The sequence below is a fragment of the Planococcus versutus genome, assembly GCF_001186155.3.
Taxonomy (GTDB): domain Bacteria; phylum Bacillota; class Bacilli; order Bacillales_A; family Planococcaceae; genus Planococcus; species Planococcus versutus.
In genome coordinates, this window is sequence record NZ_CP016540.2 from 2,945,763 (window position 1) to 2,969,434 (window position 23,672).

Genomic DNA, 23,672 nt, shown 5'->3' on the forward strand with positions numbered 1-23,672 from the left:
CGTGAAACGAAAGACGGAGAAAAGCTTATAGCTTTTCTCCGTCTTTTAGCATTCTATCTGCAACTCTATCGGACAGTGATCAGAACCCCACACATCTTTATGAATTTTTGCGCATTGAAGATTTGGAGTCAGGCGTTCCGAAGTTAGAAAATAATCGATTCGCCACCCGACATTTTTTTCTCGACAATTTGATCGGTAAGACCACCACGAATAATGCCCCTCTTCCTCTGGGTGGAAATAACGGAAGGTGTCCACAAACCCATTAGCCAGAAACTGCGTCAGTTTCTCTCTTTCTTCCGGTGTGAATCCCGAATTTTTTTTATTGGCTTTTGGATTTTTCAAATCAATTTCTTCATGTGCCACATTTAAATCTCCACACAAAACGACTGGTTTATGTTTGTCTAAATCCTTTACAAAAGATAAAAAAGCATCTTCCCATGACAAACGATAAGCTAATCTCTTTAAGCCGTGCTGTGAGTTTGGTGTATAAATGGTTACAACATAGTGAGTATCAAACTCTACTGTAATGATGCGTCCTTCTGTGTCATGTTCTTCTATTCCCAAACCATATTGAATGGATAAAGGCTGTTTTTTTGTAAAAATCGCCGTACCTGAATAGCCTTTTTTACAAGCATAATTCCAGTATGTGTAGTATCCAGGTAAACCCATCTCAATTTGTCCTTCTTGCAATTTAATTTCTTGTAAGCAAAAAACATCTGCATTTGCTTCTATAAAAAAATCCATGAATCCTTTTTTCATAACAGCCCGCAGGCCATTAACATTCCATGAAATCAGCTTCAATGTTAACCCCTTCTTTCTTATCTTTCTATCAGTTTAAAAAGAGCCGAACTTAGACTCGATCAACTCTTCTAGCTGCATCAAGTTATGTAAAATTTCTGTTTTTTCGATTATTTTACATCATTTAGATGGAACTTCTTGTACAATAAAGCTATCTTATTAAGTAAAATGCCATGTTTCGTGTTTTGGCTACTCGTCAAATCATTTCCTAATTAGAGACAAAGGAGGTAAGATCATGAAAAAATTTTCAAAAGAAGAAAAAAGCTGGGCTTTATATGATTGGGGAAGCTCTGCTTACACCATCATTATTACAACCGCCGTATTCCCGATTTATTACAAGGCTTCAGCAACTGAAGCAGGTGTAAGTCTAGCTGATTCAACCGCTTATTTAGGGTATACAATCGCCATTTTCACATTCATTCTTGCGATGATTGGTCCAGTACTCGGAACAATCGCTGATTACGAAGGGATGAAGAAACGGTTCTTTCTTGGTTTCTTCTTGTTAGGAACGTTTTCGACTGCTTTACTAGCTTTCGTGCCAAGCGAAAATTGGTTATTGATGCTAATTTGTTATATATTCGCAGCTCTTGGTGCCACCGGTGCTAATTTGTTTTATGATGCCTTTATTGTAGACGTTACGACAGAAAAACGAATGAACAGCGTGTCTGCATTTGGTTACGGTTTAGGTTATATTGGTTCGACTATTCCATTTATCATTTCAATTGCTATTATTCTACTTGCTCAAAATAACGTGATCCCCATCTCCACAACTATAGCCAGCCGGGTTGCGTTTTTAATCACCGCCATTTGGTGGGTCAGTTTTTCACTCCCGATGTTTCGCCATGTAAAGCAAATCCACTATATAAAACGAGAACCTCGTCTTGTGCGTCAAAGTTTTAAGCGTCTTGGCAAAACACTTCGAGAAATTCGTCAATACCGTGCTTTGGTTTTATTTTTAATTGCTTACTTTTTTTATATCGATGGTGTCGGTACCATTATTGCATTGTCCACCGCTTACGGAACCGACTTAGGTTTAGATGCGTCTAGTCTATTGATTGTTTTATTTGTTACACAAGTAGTTGCTGCACCCTTTGCTATTCTATACGGTCGGTTAGCTAATCGATTTACAGGTAAAAAAATGCTCTATGTAGGAATTTGCGTTTATATTGTTATTTGCGTCTATGCATTTTTCCTTGAAACCATCACAGATTTTTGGATTTTAGCGATGCTTGTTGCGACCAGCCAAGGCGGAATTCAAGCGCTGAGCCGTTCGTATTTCGGCAAACTAGTTCCTAAAGAAAACTCAAATGAGTTTTTCGGATTTTATAACATCTTTGGTAAGTTTGCAGCAATTCTTGGACCTCTGCTCGTAGCTATCACATCTCAAATGACGGGTAAATCCAATATGGGCGTGTTTAGTCTTGTTATTCTATTCGTTATCGGGCTGATCGTCTTATCTCGCGTGCCTGAGCCAAAATCCCACGAATCTATCGATAAAGTATCATCTGTCTAAAGTTAGTTCAAACTCATAAAAAGTGTCTTCCAACTAAGTTGGAAGACACTTTTTTGTATTTATTTTTTGTTATGATTTTCAGCTTTTACAGTTACATTGCCTGCATCGTCTTTCTTGACAGTTGCATCTGTTAATTCGACAACTTCTGTTCCGCCTTTTTCTTTATCTGCTTCTTTGTTAGCTTTTTTAATTTCTTTTTCTACTTCTTTTTCAGCTTTTTCGTGTTCTTTTTTAGCCTTTTCTTCTTGTTTTTCTTCTTTTTCTATTGCTTTTTCTTGTTCTTTTACTTCTTTTTCTATTGCTTTTTCTTGTTTCTTCACTTCTTTTTCTTCTTGTTTTTCTGTACGTTTTTCTTTAAGTTCATCTGCTTTGCCTTTAGCAGTTTCAGTATAGTCAGTTGCTTTTTCTTTTAGCTGGTTTACTTTTTCTTTCACTTGGTCTACTGCACCGCCCGAACCTTCGGCATTATCTTCTTTCAAAGATACTGCTTTTTCTTTGACGATTTCTTGCATTTCTTTTCCGCTTTTTGGAGCGAATAGTAGACCTGCTGCTGCACCGATGACTACACCAGTTGCTGCACCAGCTAAGAAGCCTCCTGCGCCACCGCCACTCTCTTTTTGCTCAATTTCAGTTGGTTGTGGATTTTGAATTTTCCCACCGCGTATAAGACGCTCTTCTACTTCTTCTACGATTTCAAATAATGTACGACCTTTAGCTTCAACAAGCGATACGCTCATGTGGTAATCAGCTAAATCTTCCTGATCTCTCACAACGATGACGTCGTAATCAGTCGAATCTGATTTGTCCTCTAGCATATCTGCTTGGTATCCTTTATTCTCTAATGCCTCACGTACAGATGTAAATGGATGTTCTACTGCAATTTTTACCATATTCTGTCCACTCCCTTTTCAAAGTATGTCTATACTTGTACAATTCCCTTTTTTTAAAAAGTATAAACCTCTACAAAAGAGCTTTAGTTTATTCGCCATGCATTTCGAATGTCTGCTTTCGCTAGTCGTGTTGCTAATATGGCACCGAGTATCGCTCCTGTCAGGCTAGAAATCAAAAACGGCGGAATAAAAAATAAAATACCAAACTCTGTGCCCAATAAAATACGAGCATATGGTACGGCAATTAATGATGCAATTATTCCGGTACCTATCACTTCTCCAACTGCTGCTACCCAAATCTTTCCAAACTTCGCATAAAACAGTCCCGCTAGTATTGCACCAATCATTCCACCTGGAAAAGCTAATAGTGAGCCAGTACCTGTCAGGATTCGAACAATACCCGTCAAAAAAGCGATTAATACAGCTGGACCTGGCCCTAACAGCACCGCTGCGATTACATTGACTGCATGTTGTATTGGGTAAGCTCGAGCAATTCCTGCAGGAAAGTAAACAAACGCCGAACCAGCTACACCAATCGCAACAAACATCGCCATCAGCATTAATTTTTTTGTTTTCATTTTTTTATCTCTTCTTTATATGGCATTTGTAAAGCTGCGATTTGCGCGCCAATATCTGTTGCATTCGCTATCGCTGATATGACAGCGATTCCCCAAACGCCTGCTTGCCACACTTGAACAGCGTTTTCAGAGGTGATTCCTCCAATTCCAACAATCGGCAAGTCAGGAAATTCATTTTTGACTGCTCTAATCCCTTTTATCCCCGCTGGCTTTTTTGCGTCTACTTTTGAAAAAGTTTCAAAAACTGGTCCCATTCCAACATAATCTGCTCTATTTTCGATTGCTATGCGCGCTTCTTCGATCGAATGGACCGAAACGCCCAGTAGCTTGTTATTGCCAATTTTTTTTCGTACTTGCCAAGCAGCTCTATCATCTTGTCCAATGTGGACACCATCCGCATGGATCTTGCATGCCAGTTCGACTTGATCATTGATGATAAAAGGCACGGAGTAATTTCGGCATAATTTCTGGCATTGTAGAGCAAAATTTAACAATGCAGAACCTATTAATGCCGATTGCCCTTTTTCACGCAATTGGAAATGAGTGATGCCTCCTTTAAGTGCAGTTTCTAATACTTCTAGTGGACCCTTTTCTGTTGAACTTTGAGAGCCCATGATAAAATAAATTGCCGGTTTAGTAGAAAACTTCAATTTTGTTTACCCCCTGCTCTTCTAGTCCTCTTTCACGATAAGCTGCATGGTTTGTCGGCCCGTGACCTGCACCAATGTTTAGCGGATCACTGAGCGCAGCTTGGATAAATTGTTTTGCTACAAAGAGTGCTTCTTGCAGACACTTTCCTTTTGCAAGCTCAGCCGTTACTGCCGCTGCAAACGTGCAACCTGTGCCATGTGTTTGATTTGTTGAGATACGGGCTGAACGATACACGATCGATTCACCAGTCGATTGCAGCAAGTAATCTTCCGAATGATTAGGATCCGTTCCGTGACCGCCTTTAATAACGACCGCTTTCGCTCCGAGCGACAAAATCTCCTTGGCTGCATGACGACGACTCACATCGTCCAGAATCGTGATGCCCGTTAACATTTCTGCTTCTGGAATATTAGGTGTTACCACTAACGCTAGTGGCAAGAGATAAACCTTCAATGCTTCTATTGCTTCTTGCTGCAACAAATGTGCTCCACCTTTAGCTATCATGACTGGATCTACAACTAGGTTTTCCCATCCAAATTGCTTTATCGTTCTCGCTGTTTCGTTAATAATTCCAGGATTGAATAGCATGCCCGTTTTCAATGCAGCAATGTTGAAATCATTGCCTACTGCTTCTAATTGCTTTTGAACCGCTTGAATGGTCATCGGATAGATGGCGCTGACTCCTGTTGTATTTTGAGCTGTGACTGCCGTGATAACTGAAGTACCGTAGACACCGAGTTCTTGAAAAGTTTTCAAATCTGCTTGGATGCCTGCCCCTCCTCCGGAATCTGAACCTGCTATTGTCAAAGTTTCTGGGGTTTTTTTCATACAGTTTCCTCCTGTAGAGAAATTCGCTGCGTTACTTCTCGATCCGTTAGACTGGCTAACTGGTTTAGAAAAGCTACCTGGAAATCTCCAGATAGTGCTGCATTTCGACTTGCTCGTTCACCCACAATTGCGTAAAAACGGAAAACGTCTTCAACAGTTTTCATCGGATTATTAGTGGAAACAGCTAGTCCTGCAGCGACTACACTGCTCAATAAACAACCGGTTCCCGTGATAGATGTCATCATTGGATTTCCAAAAGGAATTTTACTCACCGATTTACCATCTGTAATAATATCTGTTGCTCCAGTGACTGCTACAAGTAGTCCTAATTTTTTAGCAGTAGAAACAGCGAGCTTTTTAATGTCTAGAAGTCCTTCTCCCGCGTCCACCCCTTTTGACTGCCACTGTTCTCCAGCTATCGCTGCAAGCTCTCCTGCGTTGCAGCGAAGGACATTAACGTCTACTCTTCCTAAGATTTCTCGAACAGCTTCGATTCGGAATTTGCTCACTCCAGCTCCAACGGGATCTAATACGACTGGGATTCCTAATTGATTGGCTTTTTTTCCGGCAATCAACATACTTTTCAACGATTCCGCATGCAAGGTGCCAATATTTAAAGACACTGCTTGCGATAAGGCAGCAAGTTCCGCTGCCTCTTCATGCGCTTCTCCCATAATAGGCGAAGCGCCGATCGCTAAAAGACCATTGGCTTGAAAATTCGACACGACATGATTTGTAATGCAATGTATAAGTGGTGATTTTTCTTTTATTTGTTGAAACACTTTACACACCTACTTTATCGATTGAATCTATCGACCACGATTGTCTTTTCCAAGCTTGATCCCAAAAATTTAATTCGTAATAGCTGCTTTTTTGGAAATGGTCTTTTAATTCGTTGCGGCGTTTTTCTGGCAATTCTTCTGCTAAACGGTTCATCCGTTCAACTTGCTCCGTAACGAGTTCGCTAAATTCTTCGGAACCGTAAGTTTTAATCCAACGATCATAAATTGGATGATTGGGTTTAGCATTTTTTAATCGCTCCCCAATTTCGTAATACAACCAATAACAAGGCAAAATCGTGGCCAATACATCTGCGAGGTCCCCTGCAGACGCACGATACATATGAGATACATACGCATATGCTGTTGGAGAAGGTTCGAACACTGCCCATTCTTCTTTTGTGACTTCAAGAATTTCCATAAATGATTCATGCAAAGACAACTCAGCCGTGCTAGTGTGTGCCGCATGAATGGCAAAGCGTTGCGTCGTTTCCAAGTCTTTTGCTTTAGATGCACCGAGTGCTTGGATTTTAGCGAAATGTGATAAATAATAAGCATCTTGCATGACATAAAAACGGAAGCGATCCATAGGTAACGTACCATCTTCAATTCCTTTAACGAATGGATGATCGAAACTCGCTTGCCATAGGGGGTCACATTCTTTTCTTACTTCTTTACAAAAAGTCATTTCTCCATCTCCTTTTTTTGTGTGAACTTACACAAAAATAAAAACGCCGCTTCCCAGTAAAGGAAAGCGGCGTATGCAGTCGATAAGAAAATAGCAGACGGTCGCCACTTCCCTCCGCTGGTATGATCCAGATCAGGTTCAAAGGGTCCGAGCTTATGCTCGTCTCAGCCGATATCCGGCTCCCCTAGTGGTGTTTTTATTTGTGTTTTCGACATCACTATATCATAGATTCTGATAATACAATAGTCCTTATCAATTTTCCCACTAATTTTAGACAGAATTGCATGTATCAGTAATCAGCATTTCTTAAAACTATTAATTAATAAACACGGTAATATCATTTTCATTTTTCTCCACCAACTTTTCTACTAAGCTCATATAATCTTTCCCAAATTCCTCCATCCATTCGAGACCACTAATATCTCCACTCCCCAGTTTCTCCTCAAGATACGCATTGATGTAAGCATTTTGTTCGTTCATTTTTTTAGCGTATTGTGTTTGGAACTCCTCAGGTGACATATCTAGTTTTTTAGCTTGAGCTATAGCATATGCACGTACTTGCTTACTGCCTTCATCTTTTGTGTTTTCAGGAGGAAGTTTTCAAAATCATCATGGTTTTTTTCCCCCGTCAACTAAGCAGAAATATCAAGGTCCATTTCCCTCACCTCTTGTTTAATTAACTCTACTTGGATTGCTGAATCCAAATAATCTAATGCGCTATCGTCAGGATATAAAAATCGTAAATCCCCTATTGTAATTTCATGATTATTTACAATAGCGGCTACTTCATGATCCTCGTATGTTGAAAGGCCACTACAACTAGTTAAGACAGTCGTTCCAAGGAAAATCCCTATACACAGAACCTTCTTCAATCCTTCACTTCCTTTGTTAATACACGATTATTATTAGACTTTTATTTAAAAATCGATTGGTGAATTACCCATTCTACTAAGATTCATACGTTCTTAGGCTTCGGAAAGTTTCAGCAATTTAAAATACGTATTTTTTGAAGGAGCGCAACTTAGAATCATTTATTTTTCAACATAAAAAAAACGCCCCCTGAAAGTTCAGGAGCGCTTGTGTTTATTAAACGGTTACTGCTTTTTTCTCTTTTTTGATTTGCTTGCTTCGTAATTGACCACAAGCTGCATCGATGTCGGCGCCTTGCTCATGACGTACGCCACAGTTGATGCCTTTTTTCTTCAAAGCATCATAAAAAGCAGCAATTGCTTCCGGCGTACTTTGTTGATATTGATCGTGTTCATCAACCGAATTGTACGGAATCAAGTTGACGTAAGATAAGTGGCGCTTGTCTTCGAGCAACTTCGCCAATTGAATGGCTTCTTCTACATGATCGTTGACGTCACGCAGCATAATGTATTCAAACGTGATGCGACGGTTGGATTTCTCCAAGTAATAATCGATCGCAGCCATTAACTTCTCGATTGGATACGCTTTGTTGATTTTCATAATACGCGTACGCAATTCATTAGTTGGCGCATGAATTGAAATTGCAAGGTTCACTTGCAAGCCTTCATCTGCATACTCATAGATTTTCGGCACGATTCCACTAGTCGATACGGTAATATGGCGAGCACCAATAGCTAATCCTTTTTGCGAGTTTACAATGTTTAAAAAGCCCATCAAGTTTGTATAGTTATCGAATGGTTCGCCGATTCCCATAACAACGATATGGCTGACACGCTCTTCTTTTTGTTGTGTATCAAAATGTGCTTGCACTTGCATGATTTGCTCAACAATTTCGCCCGCGTTTAAATCGCGGCTTTTCTTCAATAGTCCGCTGGCACAGAAACTGCAGCCAATATTGCAGCCCACTTGTGTAGTTACACAAACAGAGTTACCGTATTTAAAACGCATCAATACGGTTTCAATCAAGTTGCCATCTTGCATTTTGAAAAGAAACTTGATCGTGCCATCTGCAGATTCTTGCTTGACTGTTTCTTCCAAAGTACGGATGACAAAATTATCTTCAAGTAGTTGAATGCAGTCTTTCGACAAGTTGTTCATTTCGTTGAATTGGGTAACACGTTTAATATACAACCAATCCCACACTTGCGTTGCACGGTATTGTTTCTGGCCATTTGCTAAAAACCAATCTTTTAACTGGTCTATCGTTAATCCATAAATGGAATTTTTCATTTTAGAACCCTCATTTCAAATTTCACAATTGCTTATTATATTACTAAAAATAACGCTTGACAACAACTATTTTTGTTTAGACAGAAAAATCTGATTTGTGCACTTGCTTACTTTCGTGTGGCTAGGGGTACAGAAAGGGAGAAAGGAGTTGTTGTTATGAGCGCTATTACGCATGTAGGATTGGCAGTTCCAGACTTGGAAAAAGCAATTGACTGGTACAAAAAAGTGTTAGACTTCTATATTTTGGCTGGTCCATTCGACTTTGACGCGGCGAATGAAGGTTCAGATGCGATGTCATTAGATCTACAAGGTCCAGCGTTGAAAAAAATGCGCAATGTCCATTTAATGTCTTCAAGCGGTGTTGGCATCGAGCTTTTTGAATTCCAGAATCCTACATATCACGCCGAACACTATTCACCTCATGTTGGTTTCTTTCACATCTGTTTAATTGTCGATGATCTTGTCGATACGATTGAAAAAGTCGTTCAACACGGCGGCAAGCAACGCAGTAAGATTTGGAATGTCAACAAAGGCAAGCCACATTACTTAGTTTATACAGAAGATCCTTTCGGTCACATTATTGAATTGTATACACGCAGTACATCTGAAATTTATGGAAACCGGTAATTGAAAAACCCAGGCTGCCTTTCTTAGGCGCCTGGGTTTTTCATATGTTCAGGAGCTAAACGGCGGCTTCCTTCTTTAGTGTCTAGCTCCAGCAGCCAGCTCCTCGGGGTCGTAAACCAATCTGGCTATGTGGCTGAAAAACGCCACTTCGCCAGCTTGTCTTACGCCTGTCGGAGCTAAACGGCGGCTTCCGCTTTTCTTTAGACAAGTTGTTCTTTTTTTTGTAGCATGGTGCCGTTTTTGGTTAGGTTAGTGTGCCAAGAAAATGCTTTTTCCAACACATGTGGCGTTTGGCCACCACGTGACAAGGCTTCATCGTAATAAGCTCGCATTTGTTCACGGTACATTGGGTGGACGCAATTTTCAATAATAAGCGGGACTCGTTCGCGCGGGGCAAGTCCGCGTAAATCTACGTAACCTTGCTCTGTCACCACTACATCTACGTCATGTTCAGTATGATCTATATGCGTAACGAACGGGACAATACTTGAAATTGCGCCGTTTTTTGCAGTTGACTTGGTAACAAAAATAGACAATCGAGCATTCCGTGCAAAATCTCCGGAACCGCCAATGCCGTTCATCATTTTACTTCCTGACACATGCGTCGAGTTAACATTTCCATAAATATCGAATTCCAGTGCTGTATTGATGGAAATCAATCCAAGGCGGCGAATCAGTCCCGGATGATTGGTGATTTCTTGCGGCCGCAATACCAGTTTATCGCGGTATTTAGCAAAGTCGCCAAACACTTGCGCCATTTTCTCTTTAGACAATGTAATTGATGAAGCTGAAGCAAATGTTACTTTTCCTGCATCAATCAAATCGAAAACGGCATCTTGAAGAACTTCTGAGTATACTTCCATATCGTGAAACTCTGAATCGATCAAGCCGTGAAGAACCGCATTGGCTACTGAACCAATTCCTGATTGCAAAGGAGCTAGCTTATTAGTTAAACGTCCCGAAGCTACTTCCGCTCGCAGAAACGTCAAGAGATGCTCAGCGATTAGTTCAGTTTCTGAATCTGAATCCAAAATCGTTGAAGGAGAATCAGCTTGACTTGTAAATACGATGCCTCTGACCTTTTCAAAGTCGACAGGTATGCCTATTGTTCCAATACGATCATCAACGTGTTGTAACGGAATTGGCGAGCGCTGCCCTTGTTTTCCGGGTTCGTAAATATCATGTACGCCATTAAAAAGTTCTGGTTGTGCCAGATTGATTTCGATAATCACATTTTTTGCATGCTTAACGAAAACCGACGAATTCCCCACAGATGTTGTTGGAATAATCATGCCATCTTCTGTAATCTCTAGTGCTTCAATAACAGCAAAGTCAATCGGTTCAATCACTCCTGCTCGAATCCATTCAGCTGTTTGCGACAAGTGATGATCGACAAATAACATTTCTCCATCGTTTATCTTTCTACGCATAGACGGGTCTGCTTGAAATGGCAACCGCTTATGAACAATCCCCGCTTCAGCCATTAACTTATCTACATCTGAACCTAGTGAAGCTCCCGAAAAGACATTTACTTTAAACTGCTCTGTTTTTGCGCGGTCTACTAACGCATAAGGTATTGCTTTCGCATCTCCTGCACGAGTAAATCCACTTAACCCAAGGGTCATTCCGTCTTTAATCCAAGACGCTGCTTCTTCAGCAGAAACCACTCTGTCTTTTAACTGACTTGCTTTAATACGTAGAAGTTTACTGTCCATTTCCATCACCTTTCAACATCCTTCTTTTTTCTTGTACATTTATTATATCGCATCTCTACTATCCATAAGATACCTCTGACTCCCAAATAAGAGCTTTCTTTTCTATGTCTTCACATTCTTGCAATAAACCAACCAAATATCCATATAAAAAACGCTTTATTGTTGCAAATAACTTGAAAAATGCAATAACCCTTTAAAAAGTACACACTTAATTTTTTGTCTTTATTATGGTGCTGAATCTATAGATTTTTAGAAACATCCCACTTTAAGTCAACAGCATTGACAATAAAGTCCAGCTGAAATAATATAGAAAAGTTCTAGATAGTAAATCCATACGAGTAGATAGAAGAAAAGAGGCTACACGCCATGTCGGCAGACCAAAAAAAGAAAATTTTTATTCTAATGATCAATATGTTTATTGCGGTCGCAAGCTTTGGTATCGTCATTCCGATTTTGCCTTCTTATCTTGTATCCATTAACCAAGGTGGCATAGCAGCTGGCTTAATGATTGCCATATTCGCTGCTTCTCAATTTCTTTTTTCTCCCATTGCCGGTAAGTGGGCGGACCAATACGGTCGACGCAAAATGATTATATACGGATTAGCCGGTTTAACGATTTCCATGTTCGTTTTTTATGCTTCTAATTCTATTTGGGTGTTGTACTTTTCTCGCGTTATAGGAGGCATTGGTGCAGCAATGCTAATTCCAGCTATCTTTGCTTATATCGCAGATATCACGACTTTTGATCAACGCGCAAAAGGAACGAGCATGGTTTCTGCAGCGATGTCTCTTGGCATTGTCGTGGGACCTGGAATTGGAGGGTTTTTGGCAGATTTCTCTATAAAATTGCCTTTTCTGGTATCGGCTTTAGTCTCGCTAGCCGCTGTTCTTTTTTCTGTCCTTTGGTTAAAAGAACATGACGCAACAGATGCAGATCCTGCACTGGCAGCGAAACTAACAGATGAAGAATCCATGTTGACTAAGATCGGTCGTTCAACGAAAATGCCGTATTTTATTCCATTAGTTATTACACTTGTGATGAGCTTTGGTTTATTGGCTTACGAATCCGTGGTGGGTTTATACTTAGACAACCAATTCAATTCTACCACTAAAGACATTGCTGTTATGATTACCGCTACAGGTGTCGTCAGCGTAGTTGTTCAATTGTTTATGGTGGATCGGATTGTTCGTCGGTACGGTGAAGTGGCTGTTTTGATTGCTTTTCTTGGTGTAGCAGCATTTGGCTTTTTGATGTCTCTTTTTGCCGGAAGTTATGCGATGTTCTTTGTGGTTTCTTTAGTAATTTTCTTAGCTACGTCTATTTTACGCCCAGTGTTGAATACTTTGATTTCCAAAATGGCTGAAGGTGAAGTTGGATTTGCGATGGGCATGAACAATGCCTATATGAGTATTGGCAACGTAATTGGTCCTTTGCTTGCGGGTGTTCTTTACGATGTTAATATTGTTTTCCCATTTATTTTAGGATTAATCATGCTATTAATTACTTTAGGTATCACAATTGCTTGGCAACGTTCACGTGCAACAAAGCCTTCACCCATAATTTAATAAACTACAAAACGGAGTCTCATTGCAGACTCCGTTTTTCTATGATTATTTTGCTTCGGCTCTCGCTTTACGTCTCTAATCGCTAGATGTATAATATTTGTACAACATATACTATAAATCTATAGAATGAAGGTCATGCTATGTATAACATTAAAGCTGCCGCCAAAATCTTAGATATGCCGAAAGTGACAATTCGTTCTTGGGAAACTCGCTATAATGCAATCACTCCTGCTCGAACAGAATCTGGACATCGTTTGTATTCGGATCAAAATCTGGAAGATTTAAAATGGCTTAAAATACAAGTGCAAGATAATGGTATAAAAATCAGCGAAGCTGTAAAAAAATTACATGTTTCACGCAAGAAATTTATTGTTCCGACTAATCAAGATACGGAAAAAGAAACGATTGAATACAGTGAACAAATTAATCAACTTTTTCAAGCTGCTGCTGAAATGGATACCGAACGCTTTAACTATTTGCTAGATTTGCACTTTTCGCTATTTCATCATCAAATTGTTTTTTTTCAAATTATTGCACCGCTCATGGTCCGTATCGGAACTGAGTGGGAAGATGGTGTGATTAGTATTGCTCACGAACACATGATTACCAATATTGTGCAACAACGCTTTAATCAATTTTTTCGTGTTTTTCCGATCTTACCAAACTTACCGAAAGTAATGGCATTAAACCCTAGTGGGGAACATCACCAGCTAGGCTTACTTTTGTTTACGTTATTTTTACGTGAAAATGGATTTTCCGTAGCCTACATCGGACCTGATACACCACTAGAAGGTTTAGCGGAACTGGTCACCAAGCAAAACTTTCAATTAATGTGCATGTCGATTGCGGCACCCCGTTTATTACCAGTCGCCAATACGTATATGGATGCGTTAAGTGCTGCAAATCCAGGGATGCAATTTGTGTTAGGTGGCCCTGGAGTGGACTGCGAGCAAATTCAAGGCAATCGTTCGTATCTTGGCAGCGACATCAAAACTTGGCATAAATGGTTAGATGACCAAAACTTTTAATAAGATAAAAAAACTCCCTCAATCGTCGGATTGAGGGAGTTTTTCGTATTTCAAAGTAAATCGAGATCTTGGTAGTCTTTCTGGTAAGGTCCGTTGTCCGTTACTTCGGAGTGATAAAGCGCTTTTAACGCAAAGCCTTTTTCAAGCTCCATCTCTTTCATCAACACTTTCAACCTCTTTTTCAAGTCGGGATGATCGCTAACCAACTGTTCCATTTTGGATTTAGTGTATTTCATTTATATCCGCTCCTTTGAATCTTCTTGTCTTTATTGTACACTGCCATAGATAAAAACGCACTTGCTCAGGGAGTATGTCACTGCTTTTATTGAGTATCCTACGTAATGAAAAAAGGAAATCAATCAATATTAAACCGGCGATACTGATTAAATTCGCCGCAATGGCGCTATCTAGTATTAAGTTTAATGTCGAGAGACAACAGTTCTGTCGTAATCAGAGTGTATTTCTTCAAAAAACTGTCACGCATTTTTTCTTGTTAGATGAGTGTTGTAAGCGGGACCGTGCGTATCTCTAAATGAACGTGCGTAACGCTGGTCTGAGCGTGCGTATTTTTTTGTGAACGTGCGTATTTCTGGCTGGACGCACGCATTTCAGAATAACCGTGCATAAGCCGCAAAAACTAGTTGGTTTGGTCGCTTTTCGCTAGCGAAAAGCTGGTAATTCGGGTTTCAAAATAAGCTTTTGCAAGAAAGTTGCGAATGCTATAATTCAAGTAATTCATATAGAGGAGTGAATAACATAACTAAGAAAATTAGTCCATTGACACAAGCAGACGCTTTAACTCTACTACTAACGAGACTTGGTTATCACCATCCGCAACGGCAATTTCTTGAAAGAGAACTCCATTGGACCACGGCAGGAAAACGTGGAGAAAGCCGTATACAAAAGAAATTCAATGAATTCTATTTTGAAGAAGAGTTCCATATCTTATGGGACGTAAACTTGAAAATCGACAACTGGCCGGTGCAAATGGATGGTCTATTGCTGACTAAATACTGCGCAATCATCATTGAATCCAAAAACATCAGCGGCCAACTACATTTTGATGAACAGACGGATGAATTTTCTCGTGTTAATTCAACTGGAGAAAAAACGGTTATGGACAACCCGAAAGTTCAGCTAAATAAGCATATTCGCTTTCTAACGCAATTTTTTAAACTGAAAAAAATCAATTTGCCGGTAACTGGTTTGATTGTTTTTACCGCAAAAGACTGCGAATTCATTTCTAAACCGCGCGGCGTCGCTAGTTGTAAGACTTACCAAATGATCGAATACCTGTTGAAAATTCTGCTGGCTTTCCCCCAAGAAGCCGAAACGATTAAACTGGCTAAAATCAAGAAATTGATTTTGACCAATCAAACCCCTTACAAACACCCCACATTGTGCGCGCACTATTTCATTGATCCAAAGGATTTACAGACTGGCGTTTATTGTCGAATCTGCAAGACTCTTACGATGCAACGTGACAAGCGCAGTTGGATTTGCAGTAGTTGCGGAGTAGGAGATGCATATGCGCATCTTTTAGCGATTCAGGAATACTTTACATTTGTAGAGACGGCTATAACGAATCGCAAACTTCGTAAGTTTTGCGGCTTCGAATCAAGAGCAGTCGCCACCAGGCTGCTACGTCAGCTAGATTTAGAGCAGATTGGAGAATATAAAGCTTCTTCTTATTACTTACGGGAATAATAGAGTAGGGCTTCCCACTAAAATGGGAGGCTTTTTTCGTCGTTTTTTTGCGCTTTTTTTCTCCGACCGTGCGTATTTTTCTGCGAACGTGCATAAGTCTCACTTGAACGTGCGTAAATTTTTGTGAACGTGCGTAATCGCACGGGAAGCGTGCATATCTCAGTCCAAGCGTGCATATGATGCGCCCACTCCGCTCTTCAATCGCGCACACCTTCTCACGCTCGCACCCCAAACACAAATTGCCTCGCTTTTCGCTAGCGAAAAGCACGAAAACCTAAAAAGGACCTGCGTATTCTGCAAGTCCTTTGAAAAAAGTAACTTTAAACAAACATACCAGCGATTGCTGCGCTCAATAAAGAAGCGAGCACACCTGCTGCAACGGCACGAATACCGAGACGCGCAATATCCGGACGACGTTCTGGTGCAATTGCACCAAGTCCTCCAAGTAAAATAGCAAGCGAGCTGAAGTTGGCAAATCCACAAAGAGCAAAACTAATAACAATAACTGTTTTTGGTGACAAGTTAGCAATTTCAGGAGCAAAGGCTGAGTACGCAACAAATTCGTTGAGCACTAATTTTTGTCCGATAAAGCTACCCGCTTGAACAGCTTCCGCCCAAGGTACGCCAATCGCCCATGCAAGAGGCGAGAAGATAACACCCAAAATACTTTGGATTGTTACCCCTCCAAAGCCGAACCATCCACTAATACCGCCAAGCATACCATTCAACAACGCAATTAATGCAATGAATGCAAGAAGCATAGCCCCCACATTTAATGCTAACTGCAAACCATCAGCTGCACCACGTGCTGCTGCATCTACAACGTTGACTGACTCTTCATCTTTCTCCATAGAAAAGTCTTTATCTATGACTTCTTCTGTTTCAGGCATCATCATTTTAGCCATGATTAAGCCTGCTGGTGCTGCCATGAAACTCGCAGCAAGTAAGTACTCAAGCGGCACACCCAGAAGTGCGTAACCCGCTAATGTAGAACCAGCTACTGAAGCGAGTCCACCTGTCATAACTGCAAACAGTTCTGACTTTGTCATGCCTGAAATAAACGGACGAATAACAAGAGGTGCTTCTGTTTGACCTACGAAAATATTGGCAGCGGCCGAAATCGACTCTGCTTTACTGGTTCCAAGAAGTTTTGATAAAGCGCCTCCCAAAATTTTAATAACAAACTGCATAACGCCTAAATAATATAAGACAGAGATCAAAGAAGAAAAGAAAATAATAATCGTTAGCACTTGAAAAGCAAAAACAAAACCAAAATTCGTGGTGTCCGCGGCAGGACCGAATACGAAAGCAATTCCTTCACCTGCGTAATCGATTACATTTTGTACTTTATTTGAAACAAACAATAACATCTTTCTTCCAAATTCCCACTCTAGCACCATAAAGGCAAATGTGATTTGGATAGTCAATCCGCCGATAATTGTTCGTGGCTTTATAGATTTCTTGCTACTTGATAATAGAAAGGCGATTCCGAGAACAACGAATACACCAAAGATACCCCATAATAAATTCACAACTTCACCTCATCGGTTTTTTATCAGAAAATTAAACAAATACATCGCTTAACTCTACTGTCGTCAGACATCTTACCAAACCTAAAGAAATAAGTAAATATCTATCCTGTGACAATATAAAAACGTTTTCATTTTGAAAATTCTCTATTCATTTACGCGCTACCTTTTGTTTTATAAGGAAAAACACGCAGCCTAAAGGCTACGTATTTTAGAATTATTCTGCAACACTGTTTCTGCGGCGATTGATGCGGTAAAACACTAAGTAAAGTGATGGAATCATTACCAATGTGAACAAGCTTGAGAATGCAAGTCCAGCAATGATTGTAACTGCTAACGGTTCAAATAATGGATCTCCTGACAATGCGACTGGCACGAGTGCAATAATTGACGTGATAGTTGTCAAAAGGATTGGTTTGATGCGAGCATAGCCTGATTCGACAATGGCTTCTTTAATATCAAAGTCCCCTGATAGACGACGTGTTTCTACAAAGTCAATCAACACAACTGCATTTCGTACAACAATCCCTGTTAGAGAAACAATTCCCATAACGCCAAGGAAGCTTAACGGTGTTTGCGTTAAGAACAATCCAAGAATTGCACCAGAAATACCTAAGTAAACTGCGATCAACACAAGGAATGGTAAGCTAAACGATTTAAATTGGAACGCAATAACTAAGTAAACTAGCAAAATGACAACTAAGAACAATAGACCAATTTCAGCAAAGAAAGCTTCTTGATCAGAGTTTTCTCCACCTGTCGATAATTCGTAGCCATCTGTCAATGACTCACGCTCTTTGTCAATGACAGCCAACATTTTGTTTTCAAAGTCATCAATCTCACCAAATGCACGAAGCGTAATTGAACGGTCTCCTTCTTTATGCGGTACCTGTGACAATTTCGTTGTGTCTTCTGGTGTTAGCAACTCATTCATCGGCACCAATGTCGGTGGTCCTTGTTGACTAACTGCTGGAACATCGAATTGAGACAAGTCAATTGGTTGACCATCGTCAATGCCTGATTGCTTCAAGAACACTTGGTATGGCATTTGACCTTCATAAATGGTGTAAAGCGGCACACCTTGTGTCAAAAGCTGAAGTTGATTGGTCACTGAACTAAGCGCAATTTTGTTTTCTTGCAGCGCCTGTTGATTTGGCACATATTCAATCGCTGGAACCGGGTCGCCTAAATTATCCGTAACAATCGTAGCGCCTTCTGCCAACAATTGCTCTTTTAATCCATCGCGAATAGACGCCAATTCTTCAATATCTTCACCTGTAATATCCACTGTAACTGGAGCTCCTACAGGTGGCCCTTGTACAATCGTATCCAAGAAAATTTCGGCTTCTGGGAAACGTTCGCGCAACTCGGGCTGCCATTTATCGATAAAGTCCGAAGCAGTTGTTTGTTCACGGTCAATACGGAATACCACTTGACCGGTGTTGCCCCCTGTGTTGTTCATTGAAGAAGCAAACAAGTTTGGCAATCCTTCACCTGAAAAGATTGAAATTTCAGCAATGTCGTCATCTTCAGATTTGACTTCTTCTATCAAACTAGCAAGAAATTCATCCGTATTTTCAATCGTCGTACCTTCTGCAAGGCGGACGTTCATCGTTACTTCTTCACGGTCAGCTGCTGGGAAAAATTCAAAAGGCGTAAAGAGCGCAAGAGATAATAATCCTGTCGCGATTAACAAGCCTCCGACTCCAACAAGTAAAGGACGTTTTAATACACCACTCAACACTTTATTCGAATAAAACAACGCAATTTTCTCGAGTGGTTTCCCTAAGAATCCAGGAGTATCTGAAATTTTCTTTGCTCTTCGTTTCGTTTTCAAATATTGCATCATGGGGACAAGTGTAATAGACAGCACTGTTGAAGCTAATATCGTCGTAATTAAAATACTGGGCAAGGCCTTGATAAACGCGCCATTGCCACCTGATAGCAATAACAATGGAGAGAATGTCACGACAATCGCCAAACTAGAAGAAATAATCGATGGGTATACTTCACGCACGCCAGTAATCGCTCCATCGCGAGCGGAATCCCCTAGCTTGTAACGCCGCTGAATATTATCGTTAACGACAATACTGTCATCGACTAAAATACCGATGGCAATAATGAGACCAATCACTGAGATTTGGTTCAAGTCAACGCCTAACCAAGGAATCGGAATCATTCCGATGAGTACAGAAGCTAATACAGTCAACGCGACTGCAAAAGATCCGAACAGCGTTAATCCAGCTGTCGTGACGATCAAAACAGCTAAGACAGCGATGGCCAATGAAACGTATAAACTGTCGAAGATTTGATTCACATTATCCGCTTGAGATTCGTATTTCTCAGCTTGAACGCCAGTTGGAAGATCGGTTGCAAATTCTTCAATAACTTTAGAGACCTTGTCATCTACAGAAGGAACATCTTGTGCTGTTTGCAAAAAGACGGTATACGAAATGGCGTCTTCGCCTTCAAACGTCACAATATCTTCCGTTTCTTGATCTATCGTCTCGATCGTCGCAACATCTTCAAGTGGTACTGCCGCTGCTCCTACTTGCAGTTCTTTTAGTTTGTCGATGCCTTGACCTTGTTGCACAGTTAGGCTCACTTGCTCGTTGCCATTATCATGTGTTCCAAGTGACAATGGCTGATTTGCTTGTTGAAGCGATTGGAACACTTCAAACGGCTGAAGCCCATTAGCGGCCAGTTCTTCACTATCGAGTTCAATCAGAACTTGCTGTGAGTTTAAACCTTTAACCGTTGTTCCAGCAACTCCAGAAACAGCTTCTACTTCTTCAGAAAGCGTAGCTAACGCATCTTCCATACTTGCCAGTTCTTCTTTGTCTCCGTAGAACATATACGACACTAAAGGAAAAGTTAAATCTAGTTTTTCCACTGTTGTTTCTGATGCGTTGTCTGGAAATCCTGAAGCTGCATTTCCGGCCTGCTGCTGAATGCTATTGATCAATTCATCTGGATTTTCACCATCTTCTATTTCTAACGTGATGATAGAAGCAGAATTAGCAGAAACAGATTGCAGTGAAGCAATGCCGTTTACCTTTTGGATTTCATTTTCCAGTGGATTGGTTATGGACGTCTCTACTTCTTCAGGTCCTGCACCTGGCAAGATTGTTGAAACTAATACGAGGCTTGGAGGTGTTTCTGGAATTTCACGTTGAGGTAATGTGAGAAAGACATATGCTCCAACGATTGACAGAATTAAAATTAAAAATATGAATAACTTGCTTCGATCTAATATATATTTCATCAGTTAGCCTCCTCTGCATTTTTTGTATAACTATTGTATAACTATGCATTTAAAAACACTAGTAAAAAGCTCCAAAAAACCAGATGACGCGCTCATCTGCAAAAAGTATTTTCTCCACTAAAAAAAGACAGCTTTAGTAGCTGTCTCAAATTCACGGTTAAAGATTTTGGAAAAACAAACGAATTACGTCAATTCCTCCAATGATGTTACCAGCTGCAGTTCCTAGATTTGTCAAAACCACTACGAGTAGTACGCGTGTAACTTTATTGTCCCAAAATCCTTTAAGAGTAAACACATCTTTCGACAATGTTTGGAAATCCCCCACATTCGGACGACGAACATATGCTTGTGCTAGTCCAGAAAACCACCCAGCGGCTAAAAGAGGATGAAGGGCACCAATAGGGCCACCGACAAATGCGGTCAAAATCGCTAATGGATGGCCAAAAGCAATCGCCGCTCCGATTGCACCAAGACATGCAGTCCACAAAATCCAACTAATGGTTTGATCGATACCGGCCGCAGGGTTATTCATAAACGTAATCGCAATCATCACGACTAACGCTACAGGTATTGCCCAACCAATAATCTTCGGCCACTTTGACTTTGGCGGCACTTCTGATAATTTTACTAAATCGTGCTCATTATGAACTTCTTTAATAATACCTGGCACATGAGCTGCGCCAAGAACAGCGACAATTTTTTTACCAGGCGCTTCTTTTATTTTTTGTGCTAGATACTGATCGCGCTCATCAATAAGCGGTGTTTTTAGTTTTGGAAAAGCTTTCGTAAAGTCATCCATTACCGCGTTCAATGTATCTTGCGACTTCATCTTCTCCAAATCTTCTTCTGAAATGGTTTCTTTACTGAAAATACTGAAGAACACAGACGTCAATAACTGTGCTTTACCCATAAAACCGATATTGCCCCAAATACGCGAAAACGTAACTTGAATATTGCGATCTGCTAGCACCAGCTCTGCTCCTATTTCTTCAGCGGATGCTATGCCTTGAATCATTTCTTGCCCAGGTTTAATACCAAACTGGTCTGCAAGTCGATTTTGAAAAGAAGAAATAGCCAAGTTCATTAACAATAAGCTTGCTTTTTTATCTTTAATCACTTGGAAAATGTCGGTTTCTTTCCATTTGCTGTCTTGCGTTACTGATTCAAATCGTTGCGCATCTAATTCAATGCAAACAGCATCTGGCTGTTCTGCTTCAATAACTGCTTTAACCTGTTCTGCACTGGCTTTAGAAACATGTGCCGTGCCGATGAGGATCAATTCTTTTTCACCATATTCTATACGTGTGATATTGTCATCCATCCTACTGTACTTCCTTTATAGAACTTTATTTCTTTTCATGCATATGAAAAGACTGTCTATTTTATATAATGAATCACATCAGCAAAAATATCAATGCTGCACCCTTTTATTTACATGCTAAAAGTGATTTCTACTTTAGGTAACATCACAAATCAGTCGCATTAAAGGTATCGCCTTCTTTTAAATTACCGGACTTAAACCCTTTTTTAAACCATCTTTGGCGTTGTTCGGAACTACCGTGTGTAAAACTCTCAGGTACGACGTAACCACGGGACCGCTGTTGAATGGTGTCGTCTCCTACCGCACTTGCTGCAGTCAATGCTTCTTCTAAGTCACCTTCTTCTAAATAACCCATACCTTGTGCATGGTGGGCCCAAACACCAGATAAATAATCGGCTTGCAGTTCTAAGCGCACTTGCACTTTATTGTACTCTTCTTCGCTCAATTGATTGCGTAGCGGCTGTACTTTTTCCATTACACCCAGTAAATTTTGGACATGGTGTCCGACTTCGTGTGCCACGACATAGGCCATAGCGAAATCACCTGGCGCTTGAAATTGCGTTTGTAATTCTGTGTAAAAACTCAAATCGATATACAGTTTGTAATCACCTGGACAATAAAATGGACCAACTGATGCACCTGCTGTTCCACAGGCAGATTCAACACTGTTGGTATACAAAACCAGTGTCGGCTCTACATATTCCATGCCTTCTTCTGCAAACACTCTTGTCCATACTTGTTCTGTGTCTGCCAGAACAACTGAGACAAATTCAGCCAGTTCTTCTTCCTCAGGTGTCGTATTGTACGGTTGGTTTGAAGTGGTTCCTGGTGATCCACCTAATTGATCTAAAATGATGCCTGGATCGCCCCCTAAAAATGCTACCAGCAAGACAATTAAAATACCTCCGATGCCGCCACCTGCAACAATCGCGCCACCCTTGCCTCGTCGATCTTCAACGTTTCTACTCGCTTTTCTGCCTTTCCACTCCATAAAAGTCGCCTCGCTTCGAAAATATTTTAATATCATCATACCCTTTGTTACCGCTATGCTAATCCATTTTAGACAACTGATAAACTAAAAATCGTTCGCGTGGCTCTTTGTAAAAATCAGGAAGTGGAATTTCATTGATCAATTGAAAAGTCGTTCGCGTTTCCAAATAATCGCGATACTCTTGTGAAGCAAAAAACAATATTACGTTGATTGTTCGTGGCGCTTTTTCAGCAGAACGTAAAATCTGATTTAGAAATGCGATAAATACCTGGACAGAAAAAGGGTTAAAAAAATAAAAAACGTTATCTTGCTTTGCTATCGGGTATTGCTGTGCCAGTCCATTGTAAAAAGCAATACTCGTTTCAGCATCTTTATGTTTTTGGATATAACGCTTTTTATTTTCCAGAGCTTCTGCATAAAAAAGGGCATTCATTTCGATTCCTGTACTCCTTACTCCAAATAAATGATGAACGTAAAAATTCAACCTTCCTTTGCCACAACCGACGTCTACAAACTGGTCTCCTGTTGACAACGTGTACTGCTGAAACAGTATATCTAATAGTTTGTAAGGCGTTGGTTCGTAACGGTTGTGATGCAAAGAATCTGTAAATCCTTGTTGGTTTCCTACTGTGATAATGTTAAGTTTTTGTTCGTCATTCTGTTCATCCATTTTATTCACCTTCTTCTACCCCATTTTACTTTTCGTATCTTGCAATTGATAGAACAATTTGTTATAGTACAGCTAATTCAATATTTCTTGCTCTTGTTTTACAGGAGTAGGATAGAGGCGCAAAAACCATCAGTACGCAAAACGAGGAGTAGGAGATCCGTTGACGTTTGCCAAAAGGGGGATTTGCCGAAGTGACGGAAATCTCACATTTCTGTTCACTGGGTCTGCATTCAATAAGTGCAGGACTGTCATATAGGAAACTATATGGAGGGCTATCTGATGCACAGAAACGAATCATAAACATTGTTTCTATTGCAGCAACAGGCTCCCTGTTGCTGCTTTTTTGTTTATTCGTAACTGCTCCCTCA

At 40.4% G+C, this 23,672-nt stretch carries 22 protein-coding genes and 2 riboswitches; of the genes, 5 read left to right on the top strand and 17 right to left on the bottom strand.

From position 1 onward, the window contains the following. Positions 1 to 45: 45 nt before the first annotated feature. On the bottom strand, positions 46 to 801 hold the full coding sequence (locus I858_RS14850; protein ID WP_071645373.1) for an exodeoxyribonuclease III: 756 nt from the start codon (positions 799 to 801) through the stop codon (positions 46 to 48). A 229-nt stretch (positions 802 to 1,030) separates the two neighbouring features. Here I858_RS14850 and I858_RS14855 point away from each other — a divergent pair, with 229 nt between their 5' ends. Continuing rightward, the gene (locus I858_RS14855) at positions 1,031 to 2,311 is read left to right on the top strand and encodes an MFS transporter (protein WP_239457276.1); all 1,281 of its coding nucleotides are present in this window, start codon (positions 1,031 to 1,033) and stop codon (positions 2,309 to 2,311) included. Between the two features lie 59 nt (positions 2,312 to 2,370). Here I858_RS14855 and I858_RS14860 read toward each other — a convergent pair whose 3' ends face one another. The 9 genes from I858_RS14860 to rlmN all read right to left on the bottom strand — a co-directional run bounded on the left by I858_RS14860 (position 2,371) and on the right by rlmN (position 8,885). Next, a complete protein-coding gene (locus tag I858_RS14860; RefSeq protein WP_049693624.1) occupies positions 2,371 to 3,201 on the bottom strand; it encodes a YkuS family protein in 831 nt (276 codons plus the stop codon). 83 nt (positions 3,202 to 3,284) lie between these two features. Then, positions 3,285 to 3,779, bottom strand: a complete 495-nt coding sequence (gene thiW / locus I858_RS14865) for an energy coupling factor transporter S component ThiW (protein ID WP_049693625.1) — start codon at positions 3,777 to 3,779, stop codon at positions 3,285 to 3,287. Further along, on the bottom strand, positions 3,776 to 4,393 hold the full coding sequence (thiE, locus tag I858_RS14870; protein WP_049693844.1) for a thiamine phosphate synthase: 618 nt from the start codon (positions 4,391 to 4,393) through the stop codon (positions 3,776 to 3,778). The genes thiW and thiE overlap by 4 nt, the downstream gene beginning before the upstream one ends. A 19-nt stretch (positions 4,394 to 4,412) precedes the next feature. After that, positions 4,413 to 5,258 (bottom strand): bifunctional hydroxymethylpyrimidine kinase/phosphomethylpyrimidine kinase, encoded by an 846-nt coding sequence (gene thiD / locus I858_RS14875; protein WP_049693626.1) that lies wholly within the window; start codon positions 5,256 to 5,258, stop codon positions 4,413 to 4,415. Further along, positions 5,255 to 6,040, bottom strand: a complete 786-nt coding sequence (gene thiM, locus I858_RS14880) for a hydroxyethylthiazole kinase (protein WP_049693627.1) — start codon at positions 6,038 to 6,040, stop codon at positions 5,255 to 5,257. The genes thiD and thiM overlap by 4 nt, the downstream gene beginning before the upstream one ends. A gap of 1 nt (position 6,041) precedes the next feature. After that, positions 6,042 to 6,725: a thiaminase II gene (gene tenA, locus I858_RS14885; RefSeq protein ID WP_049693628.1), complete on the bottom strand. Its 684-nt coding sequence runs from the start codon at positions 6,723 to 6,725 to the stop codon at positions 6,042 to 6,044. 92 nt (positions 6,726 to 6,817) lie between these two features. Beyond that, positions 6,818 to 6,921: riboswitch (TPP riboswitch) on the bottom strand. 119 nt (positions 6,922 to 7,040) lie between these two features. Beyond that, complete coding sequence (locus I858_RS17390) at positions 7,041 to 7,205, bottom strand: hypothetical protein (protein WP_239457180.1); 165 nt, start codon at positions 7,203 to 7,205, stop codon at positions 7,041 to 7,043. Between the two features lie 152 nt (positions 7,206 to 7,357). After that, complete coding sequence (locus I858_RS17395; RefSeq protein ID WP_239457181.1) at positions 7,358 to 7,597, bottom strand: hypothetical protein; 240 nt, start codon at positions 7,595 to 7,597, stop codon at positions 7,358 to 7,360. 214 nt (positions 7,598 to 7,811) lie between these two features. Further along, a complete protein-coding gene (rlmN, locus tag I858_RS14895) occupies positions 7,812 to 8,885 on the bottom strand; it encodes a dual-specificity RNA methyltransferase RlmN (protein WP_049693629.1) in 1,074 nt (357 codons plus the stop codon). Between the two features lie 156 nt (positions 8,886 to 9,041). Here rlmN and I858_RS14900 point away from each other — a divergent pair, with 156 nt between their 5' ends. Then, positions 9,042 to 9,512: a VOC family protein gene (locus tag I858_RS14900; RefSeq protein WP_049693630.1), complete on the top strand. Its 471-nt coding sequence runs from the start codon at positions 9,042 to 9,044 to the stop codon at positions 9,510 to 9,512. 200 nt (positions 9,513 to 9,712) lie between these two features. Here the strand turns inward: I858_RS14900 and I858_RS14905 are convergent, their stop codons facing one another. Further along, complete coding sequence (locus I858_RS14905; protein ID WP_049693845.1) at positions 9,713 to 11,227, bottom strand: succinyl-CoA:acetate CoA-transferase ScpC; 1,515 nt, start codon at positions 11,225 to 11,227, stop codon at positions 9,713 to 9,715. A gap of 366 nt (positions 11,228 to 11,593) precedes the next feature. Here I858_RS14905 and I858_RS14910 point away from each other — a divergent pair, with 366 nt between their 5' ends. Beyond that, on the top strand, positions 11,594 to 12,793 hold the full coding sequence (locus I858_RS14910) for an MFS transporter (RefSeq protein ID WP_049693631.1): 1,200 nt from the start codon (positions 11,594 to 11,596) through the stop codon (positions 12,791 to 12,793). 140 nt (positions 12,794 to 12,933) lie between these two features. Next, positions 12,934 to 13,821, top strand: a complete 888-nt coding sequence (locus tag I858_RS14915) for a MerR family transcriptional regulator (RefSeq protein WP_049693632.1) — start codon at positions 12,934 to 12,936, stop codon at positions 13,819 to 13,821. Positions 13,822 to 13,871: 50 nt separating this feature from the next. Here the strand turns inward: I858_RS14915 and I858_RS14920 are convergent, their stop codons facing one another. After that, positions 13,872 to 14,057 (bottom strand): hypothetical protein, encoded by a 186-nt coding sequence (locus I858_RS14920; RefSeq protein WP_049693633.1) that lies wholly within the window; start codon positions 14,055 to 14,057, stop codon positions 13,872 to 13,874. A gap of 541 nt (positions 14,058 to 14,598) precedes the next feature. On the opposite strand from I858_RS14920, the gene I858_RS14925 reads away from it, so the two are divergent. Then, complete coding sequence (locus tag I858_RS14925) at positions 14,599 to 15,528, top strand: nuclease-related domain-containing protein (RefSeq protein ID WP_083553723.1); 930 nt, start codon at positions 14,599 to 14,601, stop codon at positions 15,526 to 15,528. Between the two features lie 320 nt (positions 15,529 to 15,848). Here I858_RS14925 and I858_RS14930 read toward each other — a convergent pair whose 3' ends face one another. The 5 genes from I858_RS14930 to I858_RS14950 all read right to left on the bottom strand — a co-directional run bounded on the left by I858_RS14930 (position 15,849) and on the right by I858_RS14950 (position 23,304). Then, positions 15,849 to 17,060: a NupC/NupG family nucleoside CNT transporter gene (locus tag I858_RS14930; protein ID WP_049693634.1), complete on the bottom strand. Its 1,212-nt coding sequence runs from the start codon at positions 17,058 to 17,060 to the stop codon at positions 15,849 to 15,851. Positions 17,061 to 17,274: 214 nt separating this feature from the next. Continuing rightward, complete coding sequence (locus I858_RS14935; RefSeq protein ID WP_049693635.1) at positions 17,275 to 20,322, bottom strand: efflux RND transporter permease subunit; 3,048 nt, start codon at positions 20,320 to 20,322, stop codon at positions 17,275 to 17,277. A 157-nt stretch (positions 20,323 to 20,479) separates the two neighbouring features. Next, positions 20,480 to 21,643, bottom strand: coding sequence for a TraB/GumN family protein (locus I858_RS14940; RefSeq protein ID WP_049693636.1), 1,164 nt, complete (start codon positions 21,641 to 21,643; stop codon positions 20,480 to 20,482). Positions 21,644 to 21,788: 145 nt separating this feature from the next. Further along, positions 21,789 to 22,634: a KPN_02809 family neutral zinc metallopeptidase gene (gene ypfJ, locus I858_RS14945; protein ID WP_049693637.1), complete on the bottom strand. Its 846-nt coding sequence runs from the start codon at positions 22,632 to 22,634 to the stop codon at positions 21,789 to 21,791. A 58-nt stretch (positions 22,635 to 22,692) separates the two neighbouring features. Beyond that, entirely contained in the window at positions 22,693 to 23,304 is a 612-nt protein-coding gene (locus I858_RS14950) for a class I SAM-dependent methyltransferase (RefSeq protein WP_049693638.1), read from the bottom strand. A 104-nt stretch (positions 23,305 to 23,408) separates the two neighbouring features. Then, positions 23,409 to 23,587, top strand: a riboswitch (Lysine riboswitch). Positions 23,588 to 23,672 lie beyond the last annotated feature (85 nt).

Bases quoted from the DNA above. Each gene is read 5' to 3' on its own strand.
- I858_RS14860 (WP_049693624.1), bottom strand. From the start codon at position 3,201: ATGGTAAAAATTGCAGTAGAACATCCATTTACATCTGTACGTGAGGCA.
- thiW (WP_049693625.1), bottom strand. From the start codon at position 3,779: ATGAAAACAAAAAAATTAATGCTGATGGCGATGTTTGTTGCGATTGGT.
- thiE (WP_049693844.1), bottom strand. From the start codon at position 4,393: ATGGGCTCTCAAAGTTCAACAGAAAAGGGTCCACTAGAAGTATTAGAA.
- thiD (WP_049693626.1), bottom strand. From the start codon at position 5,258: ATGAAAAAAACCCCAGAAACTTTGACAATAGCAGGTTCAGATTCCGGA.
- tenA (WP_049693628.1), bottom strand. From the start codon at position 6,725: ATGACTTTTTGTAAAGAAGTAAGAAAAGAATGTGACCCCCTATGGCAA.
- I858_RS17390 (WP_239457180.1), bottom strand. From the start codon at position 7,205: ATGAACGAACAAAATGCTTACATCAATGCGTATCTTGAGGAGAAACTG.
- rlmN (WP_049693629.1), bottom strand. From the start codon at position 8,885: ATGAAAAATTCCATTTATGGATTAACGATAGACCAGTTAAAAGATTGG.
- I858_RS14900 (WP_049693630.1), top strand. From the start codon at position 9,042: ATGAGCGCTATTACGCATGTAGGATTGGCAGTTCCAGACTTGGAAAAA.
- I858_RS14905 (WP_049693845.1), bottom strand. From the start codon at position 11,227: ATGGACAGTAAACTTCTACGTATTAAAGCAAGTCAGTTAAAAGACAGA.
- I858_RS14910 (WP_049693631.1), top strand. From the start codon at position 11,594: ATGTCGGCAGACCAAAAAAAGAAAATTTTTATTCTAATGATCAATATG.
- I858_RS14915 (WP_049693632.1), top strand. From the start codon at position 12,934: ATGTATAACATTAAAGCTGCCGCCAAAATCTTAGATATGCCGAAAGTG.
- I858_RS14920 (WP_049693633.1), bottom strand. From the start codon at position 14,057: ATGAAATACACTAAATCCAAAATGGAACAGTTGGTTAGCGATCATCCC.
- I858_RS14935 (WP_049693635.1), bottom strand. From the start codon at position 20,322: ATGAAATATATATTAGATCGAAGCAAGTTATTCATATTTTTAATTTTA.
- I858_RS14940 (WP_049693636.1), bottom strand. From the start codon at position 21,643: ATGGATGACAATATCACACGTATAGAATATGGTGAAAAAGAATTGATC.
- ypfJ (WP_049693637.1), bottom strand. From the start codon at position 22,634: ATGGAGTGGAAAGGCAGAAAAGCGAGTAGAAACGTTGAAGATCGACGA.
- I858_RS14950 (WP_049693638.1), bottom strand. From the start codon at position 23,304: ATGGATGAACAGAATGACGAACAAAAACTTAACATTATCACAGTAGGA.